Consider the following 21150-nt stretch of genomic DNA (forward strand, 5'->3'; position numbering starts at 1 on the left):
CGCGTCGCTATGCAGAATCGCTGCGATTGCGCGGACATGGGAATCCAGTTGCTGACGGTCCTCGGGGGTCATGACTATCACCGAATAGAAACGATATCTTCTAGGATATTTTTTCTACCATGAGCGGATGACGTGCTCCCCAATCAACTGGCAACAGAAACGCGGCTCGACCTGTGTCAACCTCTATACGTTGAGCCAGGTCGAGCGCGGAATAACGTGGTCAAGCGTGAGTCGCTGCTACGGTAAAGGCGATCGCTCAGCGAGAGGAACGATGCGCTCTGACCAAAGAGCTGATTCTTGCCGGACAGCCAATGTTGCTGGGGCTAACAGAAGATGGGCGCATGGTGGCAATCGCACAACAAAGCGTTAGGGAATAAGATGGCCTAATTTGTTCCCTAACATTCGGACAAAGTGACGTACATACCCTCGACGAATAGAGGTCCGACTAGCTCAGCTCAAGGGCTTTAGCTATTTGCGCCTGGAGAAACGAGAATCCGTGAACTATAGAAGGATGGCTCCGTCGTCTCTAACTGGAATCCCCCCAACAGAAGGCTTAACCAGAGTTGGATCAAGGGCCAGCCTAGATTTTGCTGGAGGTCCAACAACGGAATGGGTTGCGGATATTGTTCAAACCACGCTTGAATCTCACTTACCCATTCTTGGACTCGCTCCTCATGGGCGACCGCTAGAGCTGCTGTCTTTCGTGTTTCCAGTTCCACTTGGTCCAGCATCTCTAACAGGTTAGCTTTGGAAACTTCTCCAACAACGGTATCTTGCCCTGGTCGGTGCTTTTTGGAGGTGTTGGTACGTGAACGCCTTTGAGCTGGTGCTGTCAAATCGGACAAATCGACCTGCTGGGTTTGCCGTACTAAGCCTTGAAGCCAATCTCCAGGCAGATTCGGATCTTGAGGGTCGTAAGCATACTCCCAGTCATCGAGCAGCCAGTTCGCTTTAGCTCGATAGATGCGGGCTAAGCATTCGATCGCTTGACTGCCTAACCGTAGACGCTCTTGAGTCGATAGCTGGGCTGAAGCCACTTCAAACTGCTGCCAAAGTTCGCTTAAATCGGCTTCGGCCGGATCATCTAAGGCCAAATCGAGAGCTAGTTCTAGTTGCTTGGACTCATCGTTCATTCATCTGCCTCAGCGATCGCAGCGGGTTTCAGGGGACAAGGCACAATCGGACATTCAGTGGGCTCTAGGCGAATCTCAGGCTCAAATTTAGTGATACCAAACCGTTCCCGCAACGTTTTGAGCACGTCCATCAGATAGCGCTGAATCTGCTGATTCCGCATTCCCGCACAGTGGATAGGTTCGACTTCTAACACTCGCTTGCTGCCTTCCCAAACCGAAACCGCAATGGCATGAAGCGGAGCATCCTGTCGTTTCTGTCGATAGAGGTACAAATACGCAACTGGCTTTATGGCTAGAGGGAAGGTCAGGGTTTCAGGTGCGGTCGCGTCTTTTTGCTGCTGTCGCTCTTGATTGTAGTGACTCCGACGAGCGGCGTTATTGTCGCGGCGATTACGGTAGTGCGATCGCTTGCGATGACAGCGGCTCTCGACCCAACAGTTGTCCCCCTGTGGCCCGTGTTGCTCACGCGCTTCAGCGGTTGAGAGTTGAGTGCAGTCTAGGCACTTGGGGTCGATACGTCGGGGCATGGCTCAGGTAAAAGAGAGCGTTGCAATTTTAGTGTAAGTTTTAGCGTAAATCAACAGTCAATCCACATCAGCATTCCCGACGGCATCGCTATCAGGCAGCTTTCTTACACTACGAATTACACAAATAGAAAAATTGCTTGCATTGACTCGTTTGAATATTGCTCAAGTGCGATTCTGATTCACCTGTACTATAAATGAAGTGCTGATTGCTCGCTGCTCTGATGGCAAAGGTGTGATGGAATGGCAAATCTATTGCTCATTGAAAGTCCAGGAAAAGTGAAAAAGCTGGGTCAAATCCTGGGTGCTGGCTGGATCATCAAAGCCAGCATGGGGCATGTGCGAGAACTGGCCAGTGACGGCGTGGATTCTCTGGGGTTTGATTTAGAGGGCAAGACAATCACCTGTCGCTATCAGCCCCGGGATGCTCGCTCCAAGCAGGTGTTGTCAGACCTCAGACAGGCGGTGAAGAAAGCTGATCGCATCTATATCGCTACTGACCCTGACCGTGAGGGGGAAACGATTGGTTGGCATTTGCAGCAGGCACTCCGCCTCAAGAATCCTCAGCGCGTCGTCTACAGCGAGATCACGCCCCAGGCAGTGAGGGCCGCGATCGCTCACCCACGCCTTCTTGATCAAAGCCTGATTGCCGCTGGTCGAGCGCGGGATTGCCTAGACAAACTTGTCGGCTACACCGGCAGCCGTCATGTCGTTTGGCCTTTGAATAATGGCGCAAAATCGATGGGGCGAGTCCAGAGCGCGACCTTACATCTGCTCTGCGGGCGTGAACGAGCCATTCAAGCCTTTGTCCCTCAGGACTATTGGAGCGTTTGGATCAGTTACGGTGAAGGCTTTAAGGCGTTCTATCGCAGTCGTCTTCAGCCTCAGCGTAAATCGACTAAAGATATTGCTGAAGATAAACGAGCTGAGCCGGAATCAGAACGAATCACCTCACAAGCAAGAGCCGATGCGCTGGTGGCGATCGCCCAGGCTCATCCTCATACTGTCGTTCGGATTGAAGGGAAGCAAACGACACAATCGCCGCTGCCGCCCTTTGTCACCTCAACATTGCAGCAGGCCGCTGGCTCTAAGTTGCATCTGAGTCCAGAGCGTACGATGAAGGTGGCTCAATCACTATACGAAAAGGGCTACATCACCTACATGCGCACCGATTCGGTCCAGCTCTCGACGTCTTTCTGTGAGTCGGTGTGCCAATACCTTCAGCAGCAGGATCCGACCAACCTGCCGAAAAAGAGAACTCGGCATCGAGCGGTGAAAGGATCTCAAGAGGCTCACGAAGCCATTCGCCCAACCAATGTGAATCATCCACCTGATGTCCTTCAGTCAGAACTCGGGGCAGAGGCAGGGCGTCTTTATGAGCTGATCTGGAATCGGGCGGTCGCCTCTCAATGCGCTCCAGCTCGGCTGCGGAAGACACGCATCGTCACCCAATCTGGCGAAGCCTACTGGGAAGCGCGAGGTCAGGTACTCGAATTTGCCGGATATACCCGCTACTGGAATAACATCAGCGCTGACTCGGTATTGCCAGCACTCACACAGGGACAAACGCTGCAACTCAAGCAGGCCCAGGCAGAGCAGAAGCAAACCCAGCCACCGTCGCGCTATAGCGAGCCGAAGCTGGTCAAGCTGATGGAGCAAAAAGGGATTGGTCGGCCCAGCACCTACGCGCCGACGATTAAAACCCTGAGGCAGCGGGAATATGTACGAGTGGTGAAGGGTAAACTGCAACCGACCGCGCTGGGGCTGGAACTGGATGGCGCATTGGAAAAACTTCTGCCGGATCTGATTCAGCCTGAATTCACCGCGCAGATGGAGACGGCACTAGATACGATCGCCACCGGCCAGCAAGATTGGCAGGCTTATCTGACGGGTTGGAATGAAAGCTACTTTGCTCCCGCGATCGCTCAAGCCAAATCCCAACTCTTGTCTCTGCCCACCTCCTCAGAATCACCCGAAAAGGTTTCTCAGAGATCGTCAGCCCCGAAGTCTAAGTCCGCAAAGGGTCAAGTCACTAAGACCAAGTGCCCCACCTGCGGGAAAGCGATGACCAAAGTGCCGTCTCGTTCCAAAAAGATGAAAGCCAATCACTTCCTGAAATGCTCTGGCACAGGCTGTAGCACCGTCATGTTCTGGAATGGCAAGGCGAAGCGCTATGAATTGCCTCATACTCAGCGACAAGCATTCAATCCACAGATGTTTGTGGACCAGCCCTGCCCCGTTTGCGGAGCCATGCTGGAACGCTACGCTTACACCAAAGACGGGCAAGAGAAAGTGATGCTGCGCTGTTCAATCCTGGAGAATCGCCGAGGTAAGTGTAAGGAAGTGGCATTCTTTCAGAGTCGAGGGGAGTTTTGGTCGCCCAAGTTCGGCACGATGCAATTGCCAACGTCAACGTCAGCCACCTCAGAGGAAACAAGCAAAGAGCAGAGCACTGCACGAGCGAAACGTTAAAACGACCAAAAGACAAGCAATTTGTGCAAATCTCGGCTTCTCAGCTCTCTGTTACTGCTGCGCTGCTCATCTCATGGGTCGCAGATAATCCATCTCAGTCGCGAGCGATCGCACGTCTTTTGAAAGCTGACTTACAATTTGCGAGAGTTGGCCCATCGCCATCGCCATCTGAGCAACGTTCTAGCCGGCATCGGCGATCGCGCCCCTCATTATAGATATTCGGAGAAAATCTGATCGGCTGTCAGCTCTAGCTCTGGAAAAGCAGTCGAGTCGATTTCGTCTTGCCCGGTAAAGACCTGCTCCGTATAGCGGTGGTCTTTCAATATGAGCACCGTTACCTTCCGAGCAGTGGCATCAACGATCCAGTACTCAGGAATCCCTCGATGTTCGTACTGCTTCCGCTTGCCAACATAGTCGCGTTGATAATTTTCGTCGCTAGTTCGTTCATAGGGACTGACAAATTCAGCAACTAACGTTGGATTTGGCATATCGAGCTTGATCGCACTACTCTTTTCGGTTTCCAGGCGTACCAAAAGCTCGGACGTCAGAATCATTAAGTCCGGGTAGCGATTTTGTCTAGAGAGCCCAGGCAGGGGTTTGACTTCGATGGTGCTGGCGTGAGTTCGGATCAATTTCCAGCTAACGACTGATCGAAGCAGTTCAGCTAACCACAGAGCCAAACGAATATTCAGGTCGCTCTCTGGTGCCACTTCGATAAGTACTCCATTGTCTAGCTCATAGCGCTTATCGGTCCCATCGTCATACTCTAGGAACTCTTCAAAGGTAAGCTTGGGTTTTGGCTTGGCTTGGGTCATTGTGCTCCCTCCAGCACTGAGATTCGTGCCTCGTCACTTAAAGCTTGATTTGTTCTGGTAGCAAGCTAGAACGATAGGCAACGACGTAGCGATCGTGCGTCCAAGTGATTCGTTTAATTTGCCTATCGAGCGCCTCTGTCATCAGTGATGATTCCGCTACAACCTCTATCATCCTACCCAATCAGGAGCTAAGGACAATCGTTAGAGACTTCTCCATCTTAGGGAACGGAATTCCAATCCAGATTAATACTGCGATATCAGGAACAATCGTACGATCCTCACAGACACAACGCAATTCTAGTAACGCAAGAACAACCTATTCGGCTTAGGACTGAATGAGTTTTAAGTTCTCAGTTTTGAGTTTTGAATGATTGAGTCATCGGCGAATCCAAAGTTCAAAGTTGATACTTAAATACGTTCCCGTTCCTTAGGTATCCCAACTAATCACCTCAACCAAGGGCGCTTGCAGTAAACCGCGTTTCCTCTTCAGCATTGTTTTTTGAATAATCTGGCCTTTTCCAGGCATCGCGAGGAACAAGTCATCGATTGAGTCACAAACAGTGGACTCCTGATTATTTGCCTCTAGCTGTTCGTGCAAATTCATCGCGCATCTCAGTCGCCCAGTCGTGATCAATCTCGATGCCATTTCCGCAGGAATATCCATCAAAACTATCATGACTGTCCAGACCCAGATTACAAAACTGTAATTCAAAGCAGGGTAGCGCTGTAATTTTCTGCCTGCTTAATAGAAACAGTTCAGGCTTAAACCCCTAACTAATCCGCCTCGGAGATAACCCACCATGAAATTCAACAGAGTTGAAAAAATGAAACTCAATCAAACAGCTAAAGTCCTTTTGTCCACAGCATTAGTCAGCACTGCTTGCATGGGTTTTATCGCAACTGCGGCTACCAGCGCCCAAGCCCGCGATGTGGAAGAGAGACCGCGTCAGGTTGTGATCGCTCAGAGAGTTGAGAGGTCACCGGCCCCACCGGAACTAGCCCCGGAACCAGCCCCACCGGAACCAGCCCCGAGAGCGCCCGTTAGACTGCCTGATAACCCTCAAGACAATAGGCCAGAACCTGCCGACGTTTCCCTCGATATTGAGATCCAAATCTAGGCCCGAAATGTCATAAAGGGAGACCGCTGCAGGCATTAACTGGAGGGCTCTCCCAAGCTAGGGCGCATCGTCAATCATAGCCCTGTGCAGTTTGGTCAAGTACATCTCAGTGTTTTAAGGGAATAGGGAACGGGGAATGCGGTGTGCTTGATTCAAATGCATGCCGCTATAAACCGAAAGCCTGACGGCATCAACATGAACGCGCCCGCTCCGCAAAATTAGCTAGGGGCGATCGGGTGTCAGCTTCAAGGATTGACGGCTAAACGATGACGGCTACTAGAACAGAACCAATCGTCAGGGGTAGGGCTTCAACAGAGAAAGAAAATTTGCTCAATTTTTCAACTTCAGAGCGATCGCCCTGAGTAAGCCGTGACCAAACAGTTTTTACGTGAGAATCGTCATTCATAACATCAACTGAAAAAGCTATCTCCGAAAAGAAGATGCAGAATCACCAACCAATTGCCAATGACAAGAAATCTATGATGTTCTCAAAAGAGAACGATGAGAGTCAGCATCCAACTATTCCGTCCATAATCGGTAAGCTTAGTTCAAATTCGGTTAGGTCATCTGTAAAAGAGGGTGCTGCTCACCCAACAGCAACTCAGCCCTCAATGTCTCCTCTGGAACTAGCAGAGCCTATTTTCCACATCACAATCATCATTCAGCTCAATTGTGAATTCACAATCTATACGGATCTTCCTAACACTAAAGGCTTATTGATTCGTGAGTCTTCCACTTGGGTGATTGGCCGAGCTCCAGACTGTGCGATCGTGCTTTCCGATCAGATGATTTCTCGGGTTCATGCCATGTTGAGTCACAATGATCAATGTGGTTTTTTCATTACAGATTTAAGAAGCCAAAACGGCACATTGCTCAATCGTCGGCGTTTGCCTCCTCTACAGCACTATCTGTTAAAGGATAGAGATATTTTGGTACTGCCTCACAATGCTATCCAAATCAACATTCATTTCCACTCTTGATTTCTCTTTAGTGTCTGAAAACTGATTTCCAGATAATTTTGGCGACGCTACTTGGCTTGAAGCCGTGACCTACGCTAATAGAATAGTCGGCGTTGGCAACAAACTTGGCTATACCAAATTTTTAGACGTTTTTATCGGCGCTAATGCTGAGTTATCTGGTTTTCTAATCTGATTTTGAACAATTTTGTGCTGGCCAGAAAAGCCGTTCAGTAATCTTTTTTAGCGGTGAAACTGGCCAAAAATTTAGCTGGAAATCATGCCTAAAACACAAGCTTATTTGCGCTATTTAGCGTTCTCTTTGACTGGAGCTATATCCATGAAAAAAGTAGGACTAATCATTCTTGCATTGGGCGTTGCGATCGCGGTGCTGGCATTCGGATTACATCGTCCGATGGCCCAGCAGGGTCACGAAAGCGTGACTCAAGATGTTGCCCCAAGCAGACCCGAAGGCGGTTCACCCAGAGACCGGCCGGGTAGCGATCGGCCAGAAGGTGACCTAGGGGAACCCATTGCATCCACCGAGGCCGACACCTCTGGCGTCCTATGCGATGCCAGTACCAACGTGCTGAACGAGCAATTGGGTCTGCCAAGTGAGGCACAGTGGTCTTGTGCTGATGGGCAGCGGCAGCTGGTTGCAAACGGGGTCCCGAATCATCAAACGGGTGAACAGTTCGTGGGGGAGCGTAATCCCATTACGACCCATGAGGTCGATGTTGCGATGCCGCTGAATCCGGTTGCGCGTACGGGCGCTGGTCAGCGGATTATAGTACCGGCCTATGGGCTGAACGGGGTGAACTTTAACCCTGGGACGGGTGGGCGGTGTGCCTCCGGTATCACTAATGTGTCTGAGTGCAGTTTGAGGCCTGGCAGCACTGGGGAGTGGACGATGGAAGCGCTAGGCCAATCGACCTTTGACTTTGGTGAAGATGCTAATCACGCCCATGTGCAGCGGGGTGGTGTCTATCACTATCACGGTATTCCCGAAGGTATGCTGTCAGAACAGAATTTGGCAGGCGAATCGATGCAGCTCATTGCTTGGGCGGCAGATGGGTTTCCGCTCTATGCGCGGTATGGCTACAGCGCTCCCGAATCTAGCACCAGTGTCTTGCAGGCGATGGAACCTAGCTATCAATTGAAAGCCTCGCCAGATCCGGATCGGCCCAGTGTCGACCTCATACCCATGGGTACGTTTTCCCAAGACTATGAATATGTTGAAGGTTCTGGTGACCTTGACGAATGTAATGGCCGTTTTGCAGTGACGCCGGAATTCCCGCAAGGCATCTATCACTACTACGCGACCGACGCTTACCCCTTCGTGCAGCGCTGCGTGAAGGGAACGCCCGAGCCATCAGCACGGCGCGGACCCCCAGAGGGTGGTGAGCCTTTCTAACAAAACTCATACTCCATTAAAGGAGGTGCTCTATGGATATAAATCCGATGAATTTGCGATCGCCCCAAACCTCAAAGACCATTTCTAAATCACACGCAGAAATTGCGTTCAAACATCCAGCTAAACATCGCCTCGCTCAGGGTATTGCTGGCCTTTTTATGATTAGTCTGCTCACCAGCGGCGGTTATCTGCTCTATCGGCAGTTCGTTCTGTTGCCCCAGCAGCAAGAACAAGCTCAAACGCAGACCGTTGAGGTTGAAACCACCACCCTACCCATTATGGTGACAGCTAACGGAACGGTCGAAGCAGAGCAACTGACAAACGTTAGCCCTAAAACGTCAGAGCGTTTGGAAGAAGTGACCGTAGCTGAGGGCGATGCGGTTGAAGCAGGTCAGGCGTTAGCCTACATGGATGATTCTGATTTGCAGGGACAGCTCATCGAGACACAGGGGCAACTTGCTTCGGCCCGCGCTAATTTGGCCATGCTCGTCGCGGGTAATCGCCCACAAGAGATTGCCCAAGCTGAGGCTAATCTGGCTGACGCCGAAGCCAGTTTAAGCCAGGCTGAGGAAAACTTCCGCCGCTATGAAGTCCTCTATGAGCAGGGGGCGGTCTCAGCTGAAGAAACGACGGGCTATCGAACCGCTCGTGACACGGCGCAGGCACAGGTGAAAAGCGCGCAGCAGGCACTTGATCTCAGTCAGTCAGGTAGCCGTCAGGAAGAGATCGCTCAGGCCGAAGCCGCAGTGATGGAGGCGGAAGGAGCGTTTGTCACGATCATGACTCAGATTGAAGATGCGGTCATTCGAGCTCCTTTTAGCGGCGTTGTGACAGCTCGCTATGCAGACCCAGGTGATTTTGTTTCTCCTTCTACGGCTGCGAGTGAGACTGATTCGTCTTCGTCTTCTTCTATTCTCTCTTTGGCCTCTAACTATCAAGTAGTCGCAAGCGTAGCGGAAGCAGATATTGCTCAAATTCAGCCTGGGCAAACGGCTAGCATCACAGCTGATGCTTACCCTGATCGCCAGTTTGAAGGGACCGTAGCCCAGGTTGCCGAACAGGCCACAGTCTCCTCTGATGTGACCAGTTTTGAGGTCCGAGTCAATCTTTCTGAAGCGGTACAGTCACAACTCCGACCGGGGATGAACGTAGATGTCGAATTTCAAGCCGGTGAACTGACCGATGTCTTGGTCGTGCCAACCGTTGCTATTGTGCGAGAGGAACAAGGAGAAGGGGTCTTGGTCATGGGTCGCGACGGTACGCCTCGATTTCTCTCGATTGAGACGGGGCTGACAGTTGACGATAAAACGGAGGTGATTTCGGGACTGGAAGGGGATGAACAAATCGTTTTGAGCGCGGCCCAGGGACTGCCTGAGAATTTGCAAAACCGAGGGGGGTCGCCTCTCCTTCCAGGCGGTGGAGCTGGCGGTAATGGTCCGCCACGAGGAGGGGGCCCTGGTGGTTAAGATTAGGTCTAAAAAGCCTCTAGCTTCTATTCAGCCGCCATCGATCTCTATCATGGAGATTTTGGCGATGGCGATCGCCGCACTGTGGAGCAATAAGCTACGCACCGCGCTCACCATGCTGGGCGTAATCATTGGGATTATGGCTGTGATTGCGGTTACCTCAGTCGGGCAAGGGGTACAGGCTGCTACCGAAGCAAATTTGCAGAACTTAGGCGCAGATGTTTTGCAAATTAGGGCAGGGGCCGCGAATAGCGGCAATATCAGCCAAGGCCGTGGGAGTGCAACCACACTGACTTGGAGCGATGCCCAAGCCATTGCATCTCAGGTGACCGTAGCCGATACGGTAACGGCCTACCTAGAACATACGGCCCAGGTGGTTTATGGAGAAAACAACACGTCTACAACTATTTTAGGGACGGATACCGATTACTTAGCGGTTAATAACATCACATTGCAATCAGGACGTTATTTCACCGAGGCGGAACTCACAGAAGCGCAGGCGGTGGCAATTTTGGGAGCAACTGTGAGAGATGATTTATTCGGCACAGATAGTGAGGCGATTGGGGCCAATATTCGCATTCAGGGGCAGCGCTACAGCGTGCTTGGGGTAGCCAATGAAAAAGGGGCTCAAGGACGAGAGAATCCGGATGAGCAGATTTATGTCCCCCTCACGAATATGTCAGCTCGGTTGGTGGGCAACAATGCGCTGAGCGGTATTGCCGTTCAAGGGATTGCGGTGAAAGTGACTGAGCAGGCCCATTTAGAGGCGGCTGATTTTCAGATGACGAATTTACTGCGTGTGCGCCACAACATTCATCCCGCTAAAGGCGATGAAGATGATTTTGAGATCGTGAGCGCGGCTGATCTGGTTGAGACTCTCACCAGTACGGTGGGACTTTTCACCATTATGGTGGCGGCGATCGCGGCGATTTCCCTCATCGTCGGCGGTATTGGCATTGCCAATATCATGCTGGTCTCAGTAGTCGAGCGGACCCGCGAGATTGGCATTCGTAAGGCTGTTGGAGCAACCAATCAAGCAGTTTTAAGTCAGTTTTTGGCTGAGGCGATCGCCATTGCCGCTGCTGGCGGTGTTTTAGGCGTGGGGCTAGGCGTAGCGATCTCTGGGATAGCCGCGACGCTATTCGATTTTCCCGTTGTGATTGCGCTCTGGGCGATCGCCCTAGGAGTAGGACTCTCTTTTGTCATTGGCATTGTGGCGGGGGTGATTCCGGCCCGCAGCGCAGCCAAATTAGATCCAATTATTGCCTTAAGAAGTGATTAGCAGGCGTCATGATGACCACCATGATTTGGATGACAGGAATTCGTAAAACTTACCGCTTGGGTGAAGTGGAAGTGCCCGTACTGAAGGGCATTGACCTCACCATTGAGGAAGGCGACTATGTTTCGATTATGGGAGCCTCAGGGTCAGGCAAATCGACGCTGATGAACATTATTGGCTGCCTTGATCGCCCCTCGGCGGGCCACTATGTCCTAGAAGGGCGCAACTTAACCACGCTGAACAATAAAGGCCTCGCCTACATTCGCAATCAGCGCATTGGCTTTGTGTTTCAGCAGTTTAACCTGTTGCCTCGGTCAACGGCGTTAGAAAACGTCATGCTACCAATGGTTTATGCCGGTGCGAGTCGGAGCCAGCGACGTCAACAGGCAGCAGTCGCTCTGACTCGGGTGGGCTTGGGCGATCGCCTAGGCAACCGGCCTAGTCAGCTATCGGGAGGACAACAGCAGCGAGTGGCGATCGCCCGGGCGCTAGTCAACCGTCCAGCATTGGTGCTGGCGGACGAACCGACCGGCGCGCTCGATAGTCAAACCTCTCATGAGGTCATGACCCTCCTCACCGAACTCAACCACCAAGGCATCACCGTCATCATTGTGACCCATGAGCCTGATATTGCCGCACAAACCCATCGCGTCATCCACGTTCAGGACGGGTTGCTTCAAGGACAAGAGCATACAGGGAATAGTGCCAGTCTTCGGATGCAGAAGTGACACGTCAGTTAACCCATACGCCTCTGCCTCAACAGTTCTGATAGGCTACCTAAGTTGCTCCTCGGCAACCTACGCGGCAAACTCGAACATTGCTTCATACAACATTGGGCAGGCATAGGATAAAAACGGTTTGATTGCCAAACGTATCATCTAGAATCAGCGTTCCTTGATGGGCACGAATAATTTCTTGTGAAAGGCTAAGTCCTAGACCAAGGCCATCTACTTTGCGAGTGCGGGCGGGGTCACCTCGGTAAAAGCGATCAAAGATGCGATCTCGCTCTGCTTTTGACAATGGGTTAGAGGCATTTGCAACGGTAATTTGAACTTGCCCCTGCCGCTGTCTAGCCTCGATACGAATCCATCCATTCGAAAGATTATATTTGACTGCATTGCTGGTGAGGTTTTGCAGCACCTGAGCAATTAAATCTCGATCTCCTTGAACACCAAGATTGGGAGCAATGTCAGCTTGAATCGAAAGGTCATCTGCAAGCAGGTCTAAATCCTCCACCAAGACGGTGAGCAATGCCGAAAGGTTAATCGACTCTTTGTTCAGTCTCATCTGTCCAGCGTCAGCCTGCGAGAGTAGCAGCAGCTTACGGACAATGCCGCTAAGACGACGGACTTCTTCTAGGAAACTACTCAAGGTTTGCTGAAGCGGGGAACCCGCTTCGGCTTGCTGCAAACCCTGTTCGAGTTCGCCTTGCAGAACGGCAAGGGGCGTTTTGAGTTCGTGGGCAGCGTCGGCACTGAAGCGAGAAGCTTGCATAAAGCTGCGCTCTAGCCGCGCTAGCATCCGGTTAAACACCTCGATTAGGGCGGTAAATTCAATGTCCACATCGCTCAAAGAAACGCGCTGGTTGAGGTCAGTGGCGGTGACCTGCTGCATCGTTGCCGTTAGCTGACGGACCGAACGGAGGGCACTGCCCGACAGCGCCCAGGCCCCAACTGCCACTAGCAGCAAGACAGAGGGAATAGTAACCAGGAAGGTGTTGCGGATAACGGCCATGTCTTGGCGGAGCCCCTGCAGATTGGTGGCGATCGCTACTTGATGGGCGGGAAAGCTGGTGGCTCCCACTCGCCAGCTGGCATCTGCTGTATGTAGCGTCATCAGGCGAGGTCGCAGATTGGGCGGCGGCGGGGGCGGGCGACCATTACTGTCTTCTGGCGGAGGTAAGTCTGATGTTGGTGAGAGCGCCGGACGGGGCGGATACAGACTAGGTCGGTCGAACGCAGGATCCCAGCTCTCTGACTGGTAAAAGGGCTCACCCTGGGCATCGAGAATTTGTAGCGCAATTTCACTACCCATTTCGGCGTCTAGGTCTTGTGTGAGATTTGTGTCCCAATCTCGTGAGTCACCGGCAGTGGGCAGCGGCCTATCGAAGCGCTGGATCTGATTTTCTAGGCGAGTGTCCAACTGGCTAATTTTAGCGCTATAGATTAGCCGCCAAGCCAAGCCACTGAACCCGACTAAGGCTGAACCGGCCAGCACCGTAGACAGCAGGGCCAGACGCAGCCGAAAGGACCGCTTCACGGTGCTGCCTCAGGTGCACGAAACCGATAGCCGACGCCGCGCACGTTCTCAATGTGGCTAGGTTCACCTGCGCAGTCAATTTTCTTGCGCAGCCGCTGAATGCACACGTCTACTACGTTGGTGCCAGGGTTGAAGTCATAGCCCCATACGTGCTCTAGAATTTGAGTGCGGGTGAAGACGCGACCGGGCGATCGCATCAGATATTCCAGCAGGTTGAACTCTCGCGTGGTCAGCTCTATCGTTTGTTCCTGACAACTCACCTCCCGCGTAATCCGGTCCAACCTAAGATCGGCTACCGTCAGCAGGTTCTGCCGTTCGCCCACGCTGCGCCGCACGACCGCGTGAATACGAGCCACTAGCTCTTCGACAAAAAAGGGCTTGGTGATGTAGTCATCGGCCCCCAGGTTGAGCCCTGTCAGCCGGTCGTCTAGCTCACTGCGGGCTGTCACCAAAATTACGGGCGTGCTCCGTCCAGACTGCCGTAGCTGTTTAAGAATCGCCAGTCCGTCTTTTCCCGGTACCATAATATCGAGAACTAGCACATCGTAATCTTGGTCTAACGCTAGCGCTAGTGCCTCGTTGCCGTTTTCACAGTAGTCCACGACAAATCCCTGCTCGGCTAGGCCAGTTCGAACAAAGTTAGCAATTTTGGGTTCGTCTTCTACAAACAAAACGCGCATCGTTCAATCGGTGGCTTGGGCAGTAGCGGCTTTCTTAAATTACAAAGCCTAGGCACAAAAAGCTCAACCCTATCCGAATTACAAAACTGTAAGTCAGAGCGGGGCAGTGCTGTAATTTTCTGCCTGCTTAATAGAAACAGTTCGGGCTTAATCCCCTAAATCACCCTATTTGGAGACACCTACCCTGAAATTCAACAGAGTTGGAAAAATGGAACTCAATTTTTTCGGATCATCTCGATGACTTGAGATAAATCTTTTCAATATATAGACCGTCATCATTCTTGGAAGGTGTGTTGCAGCTACAGTTGCGTCGCTAGACCTGCCAAAACCTCATGGCTTTTGGTAACTGGCTACTCGAATTATCAGCTTTCCCTGCTGAGGATTGCGAGTGAAAACAAAAGCTCCCTCAGTCGTTTCTTGGCTTGATAAAAACTTGAGAATTTGCTCACCTGATTCAACAGTTGCGCCATCGATTTGGAGTTCTGCAATGACCTGAACTGACTCGGCTGTTTCGCCTCCTATGTTAGTGACTTCAAAGGGAACGTAGAATGATCCTTGCGACTGGCGCATCTCAGCCCGGCTGACCTGCAAAATCGGCGGTTGTTGCTGCTGATCGCTAGCCCATAAATACCCAACTAAAGCAATCACACCAAGCAATAGGGCCGAAGCTATGGCAAAACTAGTCCACTCGGCTATGGAAGAAGGCCAGGAAGACGCTACAGCGTCTTCCTTTGGGTCAGCCTTGTTAGGTGCGGTATTTGATTCCTTTAGCTTCATAAAGCTAGCCTCCCAGCGGCGCCGCCAATCGTTGTCGGCAATCCCAAAATCAAGATATGGCGAAAGGCAACCTCCCAAGGAGTCGACCAGCTAATCTGCTGGAAAAAGCCCAGCATTACCGCAGCCGCCCCTAGGGATACTAAATAGGACATAACGGTTTCGCTAGGTGGACTTTGAAAGAGCCCTTGCTGCATCTGTCTTTGACTTTGGCGAGTGAAATTAGCCTGGAAAACAATCATGTATGAAATGCCTAGCGAGGCTAGCACGACGCCCAATAGCCAAGGGCCTTCGACCGCACCTACCAGGGTTGGCACTTCTTCAGTAGGGGCAATGCTAAAGGCAACAATTAGAGCCCCCATTAGCGTTACACCAATATCGGCCAGCGTTTCATTGAGATTTTCTTTTGGGAAAAACTGCTTAAGGGCTTTTGATTTGAGCGTACCTTGTGAATTGGGTGGGCTGTCATTATCACCGTCGGCAGGTTGCAAAAACTGATTCGCTAGCGCTGCTCCTAAGGCAAAAGGAACACCTTCAAAAATAATTTTGCCAAGGGCTTCCCGGAGCTGGGTTTGTAGCGTAATCTCACGCAGTAGAACAAGCATCAGTGTGGCACTGACTAAACCAATGGCAACAGCATCAACGGTATCACTGAGGGCCTCACGGGCAGTAGAAGCGCCGCTCTTACGAAACCCTTCAGTGAGGTTAAGGGCAAACACAACCACTAACATAGCCACGATCGCAGCTAGCATAATCGGCGGCTCTACCCACGACCCAATCCACCAAACCTCCATGGTGTAAAGGAGCGGAATCCCAAATAAAAAACCCCCTGCAGCTCCCCGCAGCAGGTCATTGAATTCTTGGTTAAACGCTTTGCGGTAACGACGACGGTGACGGTGAGATGACATCGAAATATAACTTCTCAGACGGGCAGCAAATTTAGCGTGTTGTAGGTGCAATCTATAAAGCTGGATCACGCTGGCGCTACATGATGTAATGCGGCTGTGAGGAGGAAACTACCGTTTTGCAGGGATTCTAGGGCTAGTTCTACTAACAGGTCCGCGATCGCTTGTAGCACTGTCTAAAGTTCTAATAGTCGCAGACAGTTGTAATGCTCCCCAGAGCAGACGTTCCGATAACAAAATAGGATTACCCCTAAAGTATATGGACTCCTTTAGGATTTCAGGAAGTAGCTCTACTGACCTCTGCTGTGAGTAGGATTCGGCGTGATCACTCCCTCTTTCTAAGTAACGATCTCCTATTAGTATTAAAGTAGATTTTTACCCGCATATCGTCATCCTATATAATCATTGATATGAGAGGATTCCATAGGGAAATAATCCTCCAATAAAGTCTTTCTTGATAATCCAAATGGAATCGCTATATCTTTCCAATGAAGGAGTTGAATTAAAAAATACCCGCTTACTGTTGAAGAACGTCCTTCTGAGGCTTTTTCCCTCAAAGCAATTCCTCAGAAGAAGCGAAAAGAATCATTGCAACTTTCATCGAAATCATGTTTTTTCACAAAAAAGAGCTCATTGCTAAATCCGTTAATGTTGATGCTCCTGATCCCAAATTTGCTCAGCTATTGTTAGAGCAATTTGGTGGTGCTACAGGTGAACTTTCTGCTGCTCTTCAATACTGGGTGCAGTCTTTTCATGTCGAAGATCAGGGCATTAAGGACATGTTGCAAGACATCGCCGTAGAAGAGTTTAGTCATCTTGAAATGATTGGAAAATTGATTGAGGTTCACACTAAAAATGTTGATCAATCCGATGCCTTCAAGAGTACTTTGTTTGCCGTTAGAGGTGTAGGTCCCCACTTCTTGGATTCGCAAGGTAGTAACTGGACAGCTGCGTATCTCAATGAAGGCGGCGACGTCGTACGCGATCTACGGGCTAACATTGCTGCCGAGGCAGGTGCTCGCCAGACTTATGAGTCACTGATTAAACTGGCTCCCGATTCAGGGACTAAAGAAACGCTTGTGCATCTACTGACGCGCGAAATTTCTCACACCAAGATGTTCATGAATGCTTTGAACTCGCTTGGTAAATTGACTGATCCATTCTTCGGCAACGTTGAGCCCGATGAGACGGTCGATATTTACTACAACCTCTCAAGTGGCAATGGTCAAGATGAAAGGGGTCCCTGGAATTCTGATCAGGATTTCAACTATGTTGCTGATCCCTTGAGCGCTAAGGCTTAGCACAATGCTTTGTTAGCAGGTTGGGTGAGTTCAGCTGGCATCAACGCTAAAACAGCTTGAACCACCTCCTGTGGGGCCAGCAATCGCAGACAGTTGTGATGTTCCTCGGGACAAACGCTTTTATAACAGAGGCGACAAGGAACATCGTGGAACAGTACCCGGTGAGGAACTTGCCAGGGGGTGTGCTGCAAATTGGTCAGCGCATAGATATCAACTACCGGGGTATTGACGGCAGCAGCGATATGAACTGGCCCCGTATTGTTCGAGAGTAGTAGCGGTGCAGCGGTAAGTAGGGCCGCAAGTTCTGCCAAGCTCAGCTGTCCCACGAGGGAATGCGAAGGAGCCTTCATTTGTTTACGGATGCGGTCTACCAAGGCCCGTTCGGGTTCGGTGCCGGTGAAGAGAACAGTTATCCCTCTTTTTACCAGCGATCGCGCTACCTCAGCAAAAGACTCAGGCGGGTAGCGACGCGAAGGGGCTGACGCACCGGGATGAACCACAATCCAGGGATGCTCTGGGGTAATATCTAGAGTTCTCAGCAGGTCAGCGCTGCGACGATGAGCGGATATAGGCACTGCTAGCTGTAGAGTTTGGTCAGGGGTGTGATAGCCCACACTGGCGACCAAATCAAGCTGTCGCTGAACTTCGTGCCGAAAAAGTTCAGGTTCGGGGTCGCGGATGGTGTGGGTCAGGAGTTGGTAGGGATTTTCGCGACAGTGGGCCAGTCGCAAAGGGATATCGGCCATGTAGGTCATAAAGGCCGATGGCAGCGGATTTTGGCTATAGACGGTGAAGATGATGGCGGCATCAAATTGACGCGATCGCAGCGCTTCTAATAGGGCATATTCCGGCTGGCTATTAAGGCGTGGTGCCGTTGCTTTGAGCCAGGGAGCGTCATATACCCAAACATCATCCACCATCGGCAGCTGCGGCACTACGGTAGCCCCAGCTTCTGACGTCATGAGCGTCAAGTGACTCTGAGGTAAGGTTGCTTTAATGGCAGCCATGGCGGGCGTTGTCATCAATACGTCCCCAAGACTGTCAAGCCGGATGCAAAGAATGCGACGAGCCGTACTCCAGTCCATTATTGCTCCCCCGATGTCGCACGAATTTGCTGAATTAGAGTGGTGGTGGAGCGATCGCCCACGTAAGGCAAGATCACTACTTCACCGCCCTGCTCTTCAATCAGGGGCGTTTCGGGCAGTGACTGGCGCGTGTAGTCACCTCCTTTGGCATATACATCAGGACGAATCAAGCGGATCAGTTCGCGTGGTGCCCGATCCGCAAAGGGAACGACATAATTGACACAGCCCAGAGCCGCTAGCACCGTCAACCGATCCGCGAGGGCGTTGACGGGACGAGAGGGTCCCTTGAGCTGACGAATACTGTCGTCGGTGTTGACTCCCACAATCAGCACATTCCCCAAAGCTTTCGCCTGCTCCAGACAGGTCACATGGCCAGAATGGAGAATGTCGAAGCAGCCATTGGTGAATACAATCCGCTGCCCCGCTGCCCTATGTTGTGCTACGACGGAGACCAGTTCCGCCTGATCCGTAATACGTTTGTTGCCTTCCATCAGCGCACGTCGCAGTGCTAGCAAGTTACAGCAGGTTGTGCCTGCTTCTGTGGTAGTCACAGCGGTGGCTTTGGCCGCTAAAGAAGCTGCCCCATGGGGGTCGGCTCCTGAGGCTAAGGCTAGGGCCAGTGTGGCGACATAGGTATCTCCAGCGCCAGTGGCATATGTACTGGGTGCTGGATTGGCGTAGGTCCGAGTGGGTTCTCGAACTATCTCCTCATCTTTAATAAAGATGAGCGCCCCATCTCGATCTAGGGTAATTGTAGCTACATCGGCTCCTGTCACTGCCAGCACTTCTTGGCCGCGACGGGTCATCTGGGCAACTCGCTGCGATCCCGTTAAACGGGGTAGCCCTATCAGTCCAACGGCTTCATCATAGTTGGGCTTAACAGCGGTGACGTGGAGCGAAGCATAGGTCTGAAGGCGTTTGGAATCAGCCACCAGTATGTAGGGGTAGCGAGCCTGTAGCTGCTGTAGCGCAGCGATTATCTTAGGCGTGAGAATGCCGTAACCGTAGTCTGAAATGATAACGGCATCGCAGGTTGGAATAAAACGATCCAGTTGCTTAATGAGCTGATGCTCAAGCTGGGTTGAAATGGCCTCTGTGCTGCCCTGGTCAAAACGAACGAGTAGTTGATGTTCGGCTAGAAGCCGTTGCTTGGCAAGGGTTTGGCGCTGGGGCGATCGCACGAGTCCCTCTAGTCGTACCCCCCGCTCCTTGAGGGTGATACAGAGCTGGTCGCCTGCTGTATCCTCACCGATAACGGACAAAAAGTAGGTTTCTCCCCCCAAGCTGGCAACATTGGCGGCGGTATTCGCAGCACCACCCGGCACCTGTTCCGCCCCCGCTACATCGACAATGGGTACTGGAGCTTCACGACACAATCGGGTTGCAGTTCCCTGCAGGTAGCTATCAAGGATGGCATCACCGATAACCAAAACCTGTAGATGAGGGAAGCGATTGATTTGATTCAGTAAACGTTGCGTTTGAGTGTCTAGGGTAGGCATAGCTTTGGTGAAGGATGAAGTCGGCAGCTTGGTCGAATCGCGATACGGTTGCGTGAGGAATTCGTCCTGGCGATAAAACCCACTCGGTCTCGTTGCCGTTGTTAATCAGGACGGTGCGGCACCCAGCTTGTTGACCCGCCGCAATATCGTTGAGTATGTCGCCCACCAACCACGATTGGCTGAGGTCAAGGTCAAGGTCTGCGGCTGCCTGCAGCAACATACCAGGAGCGGGTTTCCGACAGTTGCAGGGCTTAGCGTAATTAGGCACAATTCCGTCGGGATGATGGGGGCAGTAGTAAAAGCCCCCCAGAGGAACGTCTAATAATTGACGGAGGCGGTGCTCGACGGGAGCGATCGCCGCTTCGTCGAAATATCCCCGTGCTACTCCCGACTGATTGGTAACGACCACAAGTACAAACCCCGCCTCGTGTAGCCATTGGATGCCCGTTGCCACTCCAGCACATAGCCGCATCTGAGCTGGGTCCACGTTGTAAGGCACGTCGTGGATGAGGGTTCCGTCTTTGTCGAGGAAGATGGCGGGAAGCATAGGAGGGTGGGAGGGTAATCAGGGGTCAAGGGGGTAGAAGGGTAGGGACTGTGAGAGTCAGGAGGGTAAAACTAAAACGCCATCACGCCATCGCCCCGTCACTCCCTACGGCCAAGAGGTTTCCTTCATTGGAAGGACCATCATTTCAGAAATCACTGTTCCCTCTGGCTGCATCATGAGATACCGGATGGTGGCAGCAACGTTGGCGGGGTCTTGTAGGGTGGTTTGGTCGATGTCGGGGAAGCGATCAAGGAGGAAGGGGGTCCGCATGCCGCCGGCGATGAGCGAAGTAACTTTGATGTTGTGGGGGCGACCTTCGACGTGAAGGGCTTGGGAGAGACCTAAGAGACCCCATTTGCTGGCGTGATAGGCAGAGGCATTAGCCCAGGCTCGCTTCGCTGCGGTGGAAACAACATTGATAATATGACCGCCACCGTTTTCGCGTAGGTAAGGAAAGACTGCTTTGGCCATAAAGAAGGGACCATTGAGATTGACGTCAATGACTCGCTGCCATTGCTCAACCGTCAAGTCTTCCACTGATTCAGTGATATCGATACCGGCGTTGTTTACCAAGCCGTCAATGTGGCCATAGCGGTCAATAACTTGTTCAATGCAGGCCGTGATTTGATCGGGACTGGTAACATCAAGAGCGATCGCGATCGCGTTACCAGCAGTGCCATCAGTCGTGTTTAATTCCTCAGTCAACGCTGCTGCTTGCTCATGTCGTAAGTCAGCAACGACAACAGGCGCACCGGCCTCAGCTAGGCAGCGACAGGTTGCCGCTCCCAGCCCTCGCGCTCCGCCTGTAACGAGAACGACTCTGCCATCGAGTGACAGAATTGGGCTAGTCGGTTTAGATAACGTTTGCATCAGTATCTCCTTACCAAGAGTTGTAAACGGTTATGGGTCTTAAGCCAGTTTGA

Annotated in this window: 21 protein-coding genes; 8 read left to right on the forward strand and 13 right to left on the reverse strand. The window is 51.8% G+C overall.

Annotated elements, in window-relative coordinates; translation table 11 throughout:
* Window positions 1–464: 464 nt before the first annotated feature.
* Window positions 465–1133 (reverse strand): hypothetical protein, encoded by a 669-nt coding sequence (locus tag PN498_RS10810; RefSeq protein ID WP_272062764.1) that lies wholly within the window; start codon window positions 1131–1133, stop codon window positions 465–467.
* On the reverse strand, window positions 1130–1660 hold the full coding sequence (locus tag PN498_RS10815) for a hypothetical protein (protein WP_272062765.1): 531 nt from the start codon (window positions 1658–1660) through the stop codon (window positions 1130–1132). The genes PN498_RS10810 and PN498_RS10815 overlap by 4 nt, the downstream gene beginning before the upstream one ends.
* A 240-nt stretch (window positions 1661–1900) precedes the next feature.
* On the opposite strand from PN498_RS10815, the gene topA reads away from it, so the two are divergent.
* A complete protein-coding gene (topA, locus tag PN498_RS10820; protein ID WP_272062766.1) occupies window positions 1901–4129 on the forward strand; it encodes a type I DNA topoisomerase in 2229 nt (742 codons plus the stop codon).
* 209 nt (window positions 4130–4338) lie between these two features.
* Here topA and PN498_RS10825 read toward each other — a convergent pair whose 3' ends face one another.
* A complete protein-coding gene (locus PN498_RS10825) occupies window positions 4339–4944 on the reverse strand; it encodes a Uma2 family endonuclease (RefSeq protein ID WP_272062767.1) in 606 nt (201 codons plus the stop codon).
* A gap of 427 nt (window positions 4945–5371) precedes the next feature.
* Complete coding sequence (locus PN498_RS10830; protein WP_272062768.1) at window positions 5372–5620, reverse strand: hypothetical protein; 249 nt, start codon at window positions 5618–5620, stop codon at window positions 5372–5374.
* 148 nt (window positions 5621–5768) lie between these two features.
* Between PN498_RS10830 and PN498_RS10835 the strand changes: the two genes are divergently transcribed.
* Window positions 5769–6062 carry a hypothetical protein gene (locus tag PN498_RS10835; RefSeq protein ID WP_272062769.1) on the forward strand — a complete coding sequence of 98 codons (294 nt, stop codon included), beginning with the start codon at window positions 5769–5771 and terminating at the stop codon, window positions 6060–6062.
* A gap of 259 nt (window positions 6063–6321) precedes the next feature.
* Here PN498_RS10835 and PN498_RS10840 read toward each other — a convergent pair whose 3' ends face one another.
* Entirely contained in the window at window positions 6322–6468 is a 147-nt protein-coding gene (locus PN498_RS10840; protein ID WP_272062770.1) for a hypothetical protein, read from the reverse strand.
* Window positions 6469–6673: 205 nt separating this feature from the next.
* On the opposite strand from PN498_RS10840, the gene PN498_RS10845 reads away from it, so the two are divergent.
* From PN498_RS10845 to PN498_RS10865, 5 genes are all read left to right on the forward strand, one after another.
* Window positions 6674–7042 carry an FHA domain-containing protein gene (locus tag PN498_RS10845; protein ID WP_272062771.1) on the forward strand — a complete coding sequence of 123 codons (369 nt, stop codon included), beginning with the start codon at window positions 6674–6676 and terminating at the stop codon, window positions 7040–7042.
* A gap of 316 nt (window positions 7043–7358) precedes the next feature.
* The gene (locus tag PN498_RS10850; RefSeq protein WP_272062772.1) at window positions 7359–8432 is read left to right on the forward strand and encodes a YHYH protein; all 1074 of its coding nucleotides are present in this window, start codon (window positions 7359–7361) and stop codon (window positions 8430–8432) included.
* 32 nt (window positions 8433–8464) lie between these two features.
* The gene (locus PN498_RS10855; protein WP_272062773.1) at window positions 8465–9898 is read left to right on the forward strand and encodes an efflux RND transporter periplasmic adaptor subunit; all 1434 of its coding nucleotides are present in this window, start codon (window positions 8465–8467) and stop codon (window positions 9896–9898) included.
* Entirely contained in the window at window positions 9891–11180 is a 1290-nt protein-coding gene (locus PN498_RS10860; protein WP_272062775.1) for an ABC transporter permease, read from the forward strand. The genes PN498_RS10855 and PN498_RS10860 overlap by 8 nt, the downstream gene beginning before the upstream one ends.
* A gap of 8 nt (window positions 11181–11188) precedes the next feature.
* The gene (locus PN498_RS10865; RefSeq protein ID WP_272062777.1) at window positions 11189–11905 is read left to right on the forward strand and encodes an ABC transporter ATP-binding protein; all 717 of its coding nucleotides are present in this window, start codon (window positions 11189–11191) and stop codon (window positions 11903–11905) included.
* A gap of 94 nt (window positions 11906–11999) precedes the next feature.
* On the opposite strand, the gene PN498_RS10870 is transcribed toward PN498_RS10865, so the two are convergent.
* The 4 genes from PN498_RS10870 to PN498_RS10885 all read right to left on the reverse strand — a co-directional run bounded on the left by PN498_RS10870 (window position 12000) and on the right by PN498_RS10885 (window position 15798).
* Window positions 12000–13436, reverse strand: coding sequence for an ATP-binding protein (locus tag PN498_RS10870; protein ID WP_272062778.1), 1437 nt, complete (start codon window positions 13434–13436; stop codon window positions 12000–12002).
* The gene (locus PN498_RS10875; protein ID WP_272062780.1) at window positions 13433–14116 is read right to left on the reverse strand and encodes a response regulator transcription factor; all 684 of its coding nucleotides are present in this window, start codon (window positions 14114–14116) and stop codon (window positions 13433–13435) included. Before PN498_RS10875 ends, PN498_RS10870 begins: the two co-directional genes overlap by 4 nt.
* Before the next feature lie 330 nt (window positions 14117–14446).
* On the reverse strand, window positions 14447–14893 hold the full coding sequence (locus tag PN498_RS10880; RefSeq protein WP_272062781.1) for a TIGR02588 family protein: 447 nt from the start codon (window positions 14891–14893) through the stop codon (window positions 14447–14449).
* Complete coding sequence (locus PN498_RS10885) at window positions 14890–15798, reverse strand: TIGR02587 family membrane protein (protein ID WP_272062783.1); 909 nt, start codon at window positions 15796–15798, stop codon at window positions 14890–14892. The genes PN498_RS10880 and PN498_RS10885 overlap by 4 nt, the downstream gene beginning before the upstream one ends.
* A 605-nt stretch (window positions 15799–16403) precedes the next feature.
* Here PN498_RS10885 and PN498_RS10890 point away from each other — a divergent pair.
* Entirely contained in the window at window positions 16404–17096 is a 693-nt protein-coding gene (locus tag PN498_RS10890; RefSeq protein ID WP_272062784.1) for a manganese catalase family protein, read from the forward strand.
* Here the strand turns inward: PN498_RS10890 and waaF are convergent.
* The 4 genes from waaF to PN498_RS10910 form a co-directional block, all read right to left on the reverse strand.
* On the reverse strand, window positions 17093–18181 hold the full coding sequence (gene waaF / locus PN498_RS10895; protein ID WP_272062785.1) for a lipopolysaccharide heptosyltransferase II: 1089 nt from the start codon (window positions 18179–18181) through the stop codon (window positions 17093–17095). The two genes, PN498_RS10890 and waaF, sit on opposite strands and share 4 nt — an antisense overlap.
* A complete protein-coding gene (gene rfaE2, locus PN498_RS10900; RefSeq protein ID WP_272062786.1) occupies window positions 18181–19680 on the reverse strand; it encodes a D-glycero-beta-D-manno-heptose 1-phosphate adenylyltransferase in 1500 nt (499 codons plus the stop codon). The genes waaF and rfaE2 overlap by 1 nt, the downstream gene beginning before the upstream one ends.
* Window positions 19598–20227, reverse strand: coding sequence for a D-glycero-alpha-D-manno-heptose-1,7-bisphosphate 7-phosphatase (locus tag PN498_RS10905; RefSeq protein ID WP_272062787.1), 630 nt, complete (start codon window positions 20225–20227; stop codon window positions 19598–19600). Before PN498_RS10905 ends, rfaE2 begins: the two co-directional genes overlap by 83 nt.
* A gap of 105 nt (window positions 20228–20332) precedes the next feature.
* Window positions 20333–21097, reverse strand: coding sequence for an SDR family oxidoreductase (locus PN498_RS10910; protein ID WP_272062788.1), 765 nt, complete (start codon window positions 21095–21097; stop codon window positions 20333–20335).
* Window positions 21098–21150 lie beyond the last annotated feature (53 nt).

Source organism: Oscillatoria sp. CS-180, assembly GCF_028330965.1.
In the GTDB taxonomy this organism is placed as follows: Bacteria; Cyanobacteriota; Cyanobacteriia; order Phormidesmidales; family Phormidesmidaceae; genus Halomicronema.

Coding starts and splice junctions, on each gene's coding strand:
- PN498_RS10810 (WP_272062764.1), bottom strand. CDS start 1,133: ATGAACGATGAGTCCAAGCAACTAGAACTAGCTCTCGATTTGGCCTTA.
- PN498_RS10815 (WP_272062765.1), bottom strand. CDS start 1,660: ATGCCCCGACGTATCGACCCCAAGTGCCTAGACTGCACTCAACTCTCA.
- topA (WP_272062766.1), top strand. CDS start 1,901: ATGGCAAATCTATTGCTCATTGAAAGTCCAGGAAAAGTGAAAAAGCTG.
- PN498_RS10825 (WP_272062767.1), bottom strand. CDS start 4,944: ATGACCCAAGCCAAGCCAAAACCCAAGCTTACCTTTGAAGAGTTCCTA.
- PN498_RS10830 (WP_272062768.1), bottom strand. CDS start 5,620: ATGATAGTTTTGATGGATATTCCTGCGGAAATGGCATCGAGATTGATC.
- PN498_RS10835 (WP_272062769.1), top strand. CDS start 5,769: ATGAAACTCAATCAAACAGCTAAAGTCCTTTTGTCCACAGCATTAGTC.
- PN498_RS10840 (WP_272062770.1), bottom strand. CDS start 6,468: ATGAATGACGATTCTCACGTAAAAACTGTTTGGTCACGGCTTACTCAG.
- PN498_RS10845 (WP_272062771.1), top strand. CDS start 6,674: ATGTCTCCTCTGGAACTAGCAGAGCCTATTTTCCACATCACAATCATC.
- PN498_RS10850 (WP_272062772.1), top strand. CDS start 7,359: ATGAAAAAAGTAGGACTAATCATTCTTGCATTGGGCGTTGCGATCGCG.
- PN498_RS10855 (WP_272062773.1), top strand. CDS start 8,465: ATGGATATAAATCCGATGAATTTGCGATCGCCCCAAACCTCAAAGACC.
- PN498_RS10865 (WP_272062777.1), top strand. CDS start 11,189: ATGATGACCACCATGATTTGGATGACAGGAATTCGTAAAACTTACCGC.
- PN498_RS10875 (WP_272062780.1), bottom strand. CDS start 14,116: ATGCGCGTTTTGTTTGTAGAAGACGAACCCAAAATTGCTAACTTTGTT.
- PN498_RS10880 (WP_272062781.1), bottom strand. CDS start 14,893: ATGAAGCTAAAGGAATCAAATACCGCACCTAACAAGGCTGACCCAAAG.
- PN498_RS10885 (WP_272062783.1), bottom strand. CDS start 15,798: ATGTCATCTCACCGTCACCGTCGTCGTTACCGCAAAGCGTTTAACCAA.
- PN498_RS10890 (WP_272062784.1), top strand. CDS start 16,404: ATGTTTTTTCACAAAAAAGAGCTCATTGCTAAATCCGTTAATGTTGAT.
- waaF (WP_272062785.1), bottom strand. CDS start 18,181: ATGGACTGGAGTACGGCTCGTCGCATTCTTTGCATCCGGCTTGACAGT.
- rfaE2 (WP_272062786.1), bottom strand. CDS start 19,680: ATGCCTACCCTAGACACTCAAACGCAACGTTTACTGAATCAAATCAAT.
- PN498_RS10905 (WP_272062787.1), bottom strand. CDS start 20,227: ATGCTTCCCGCCATCTTCCTCGACAAAGACGGAACCCTCATCCACGAC.
- PN498_RS10910 (WP_272062788.1), bottom strand. CDS start 21,097: ATGCAAACGTTATCTAAACCGACTAGCCCAATTCTGTCACTCGATGGC.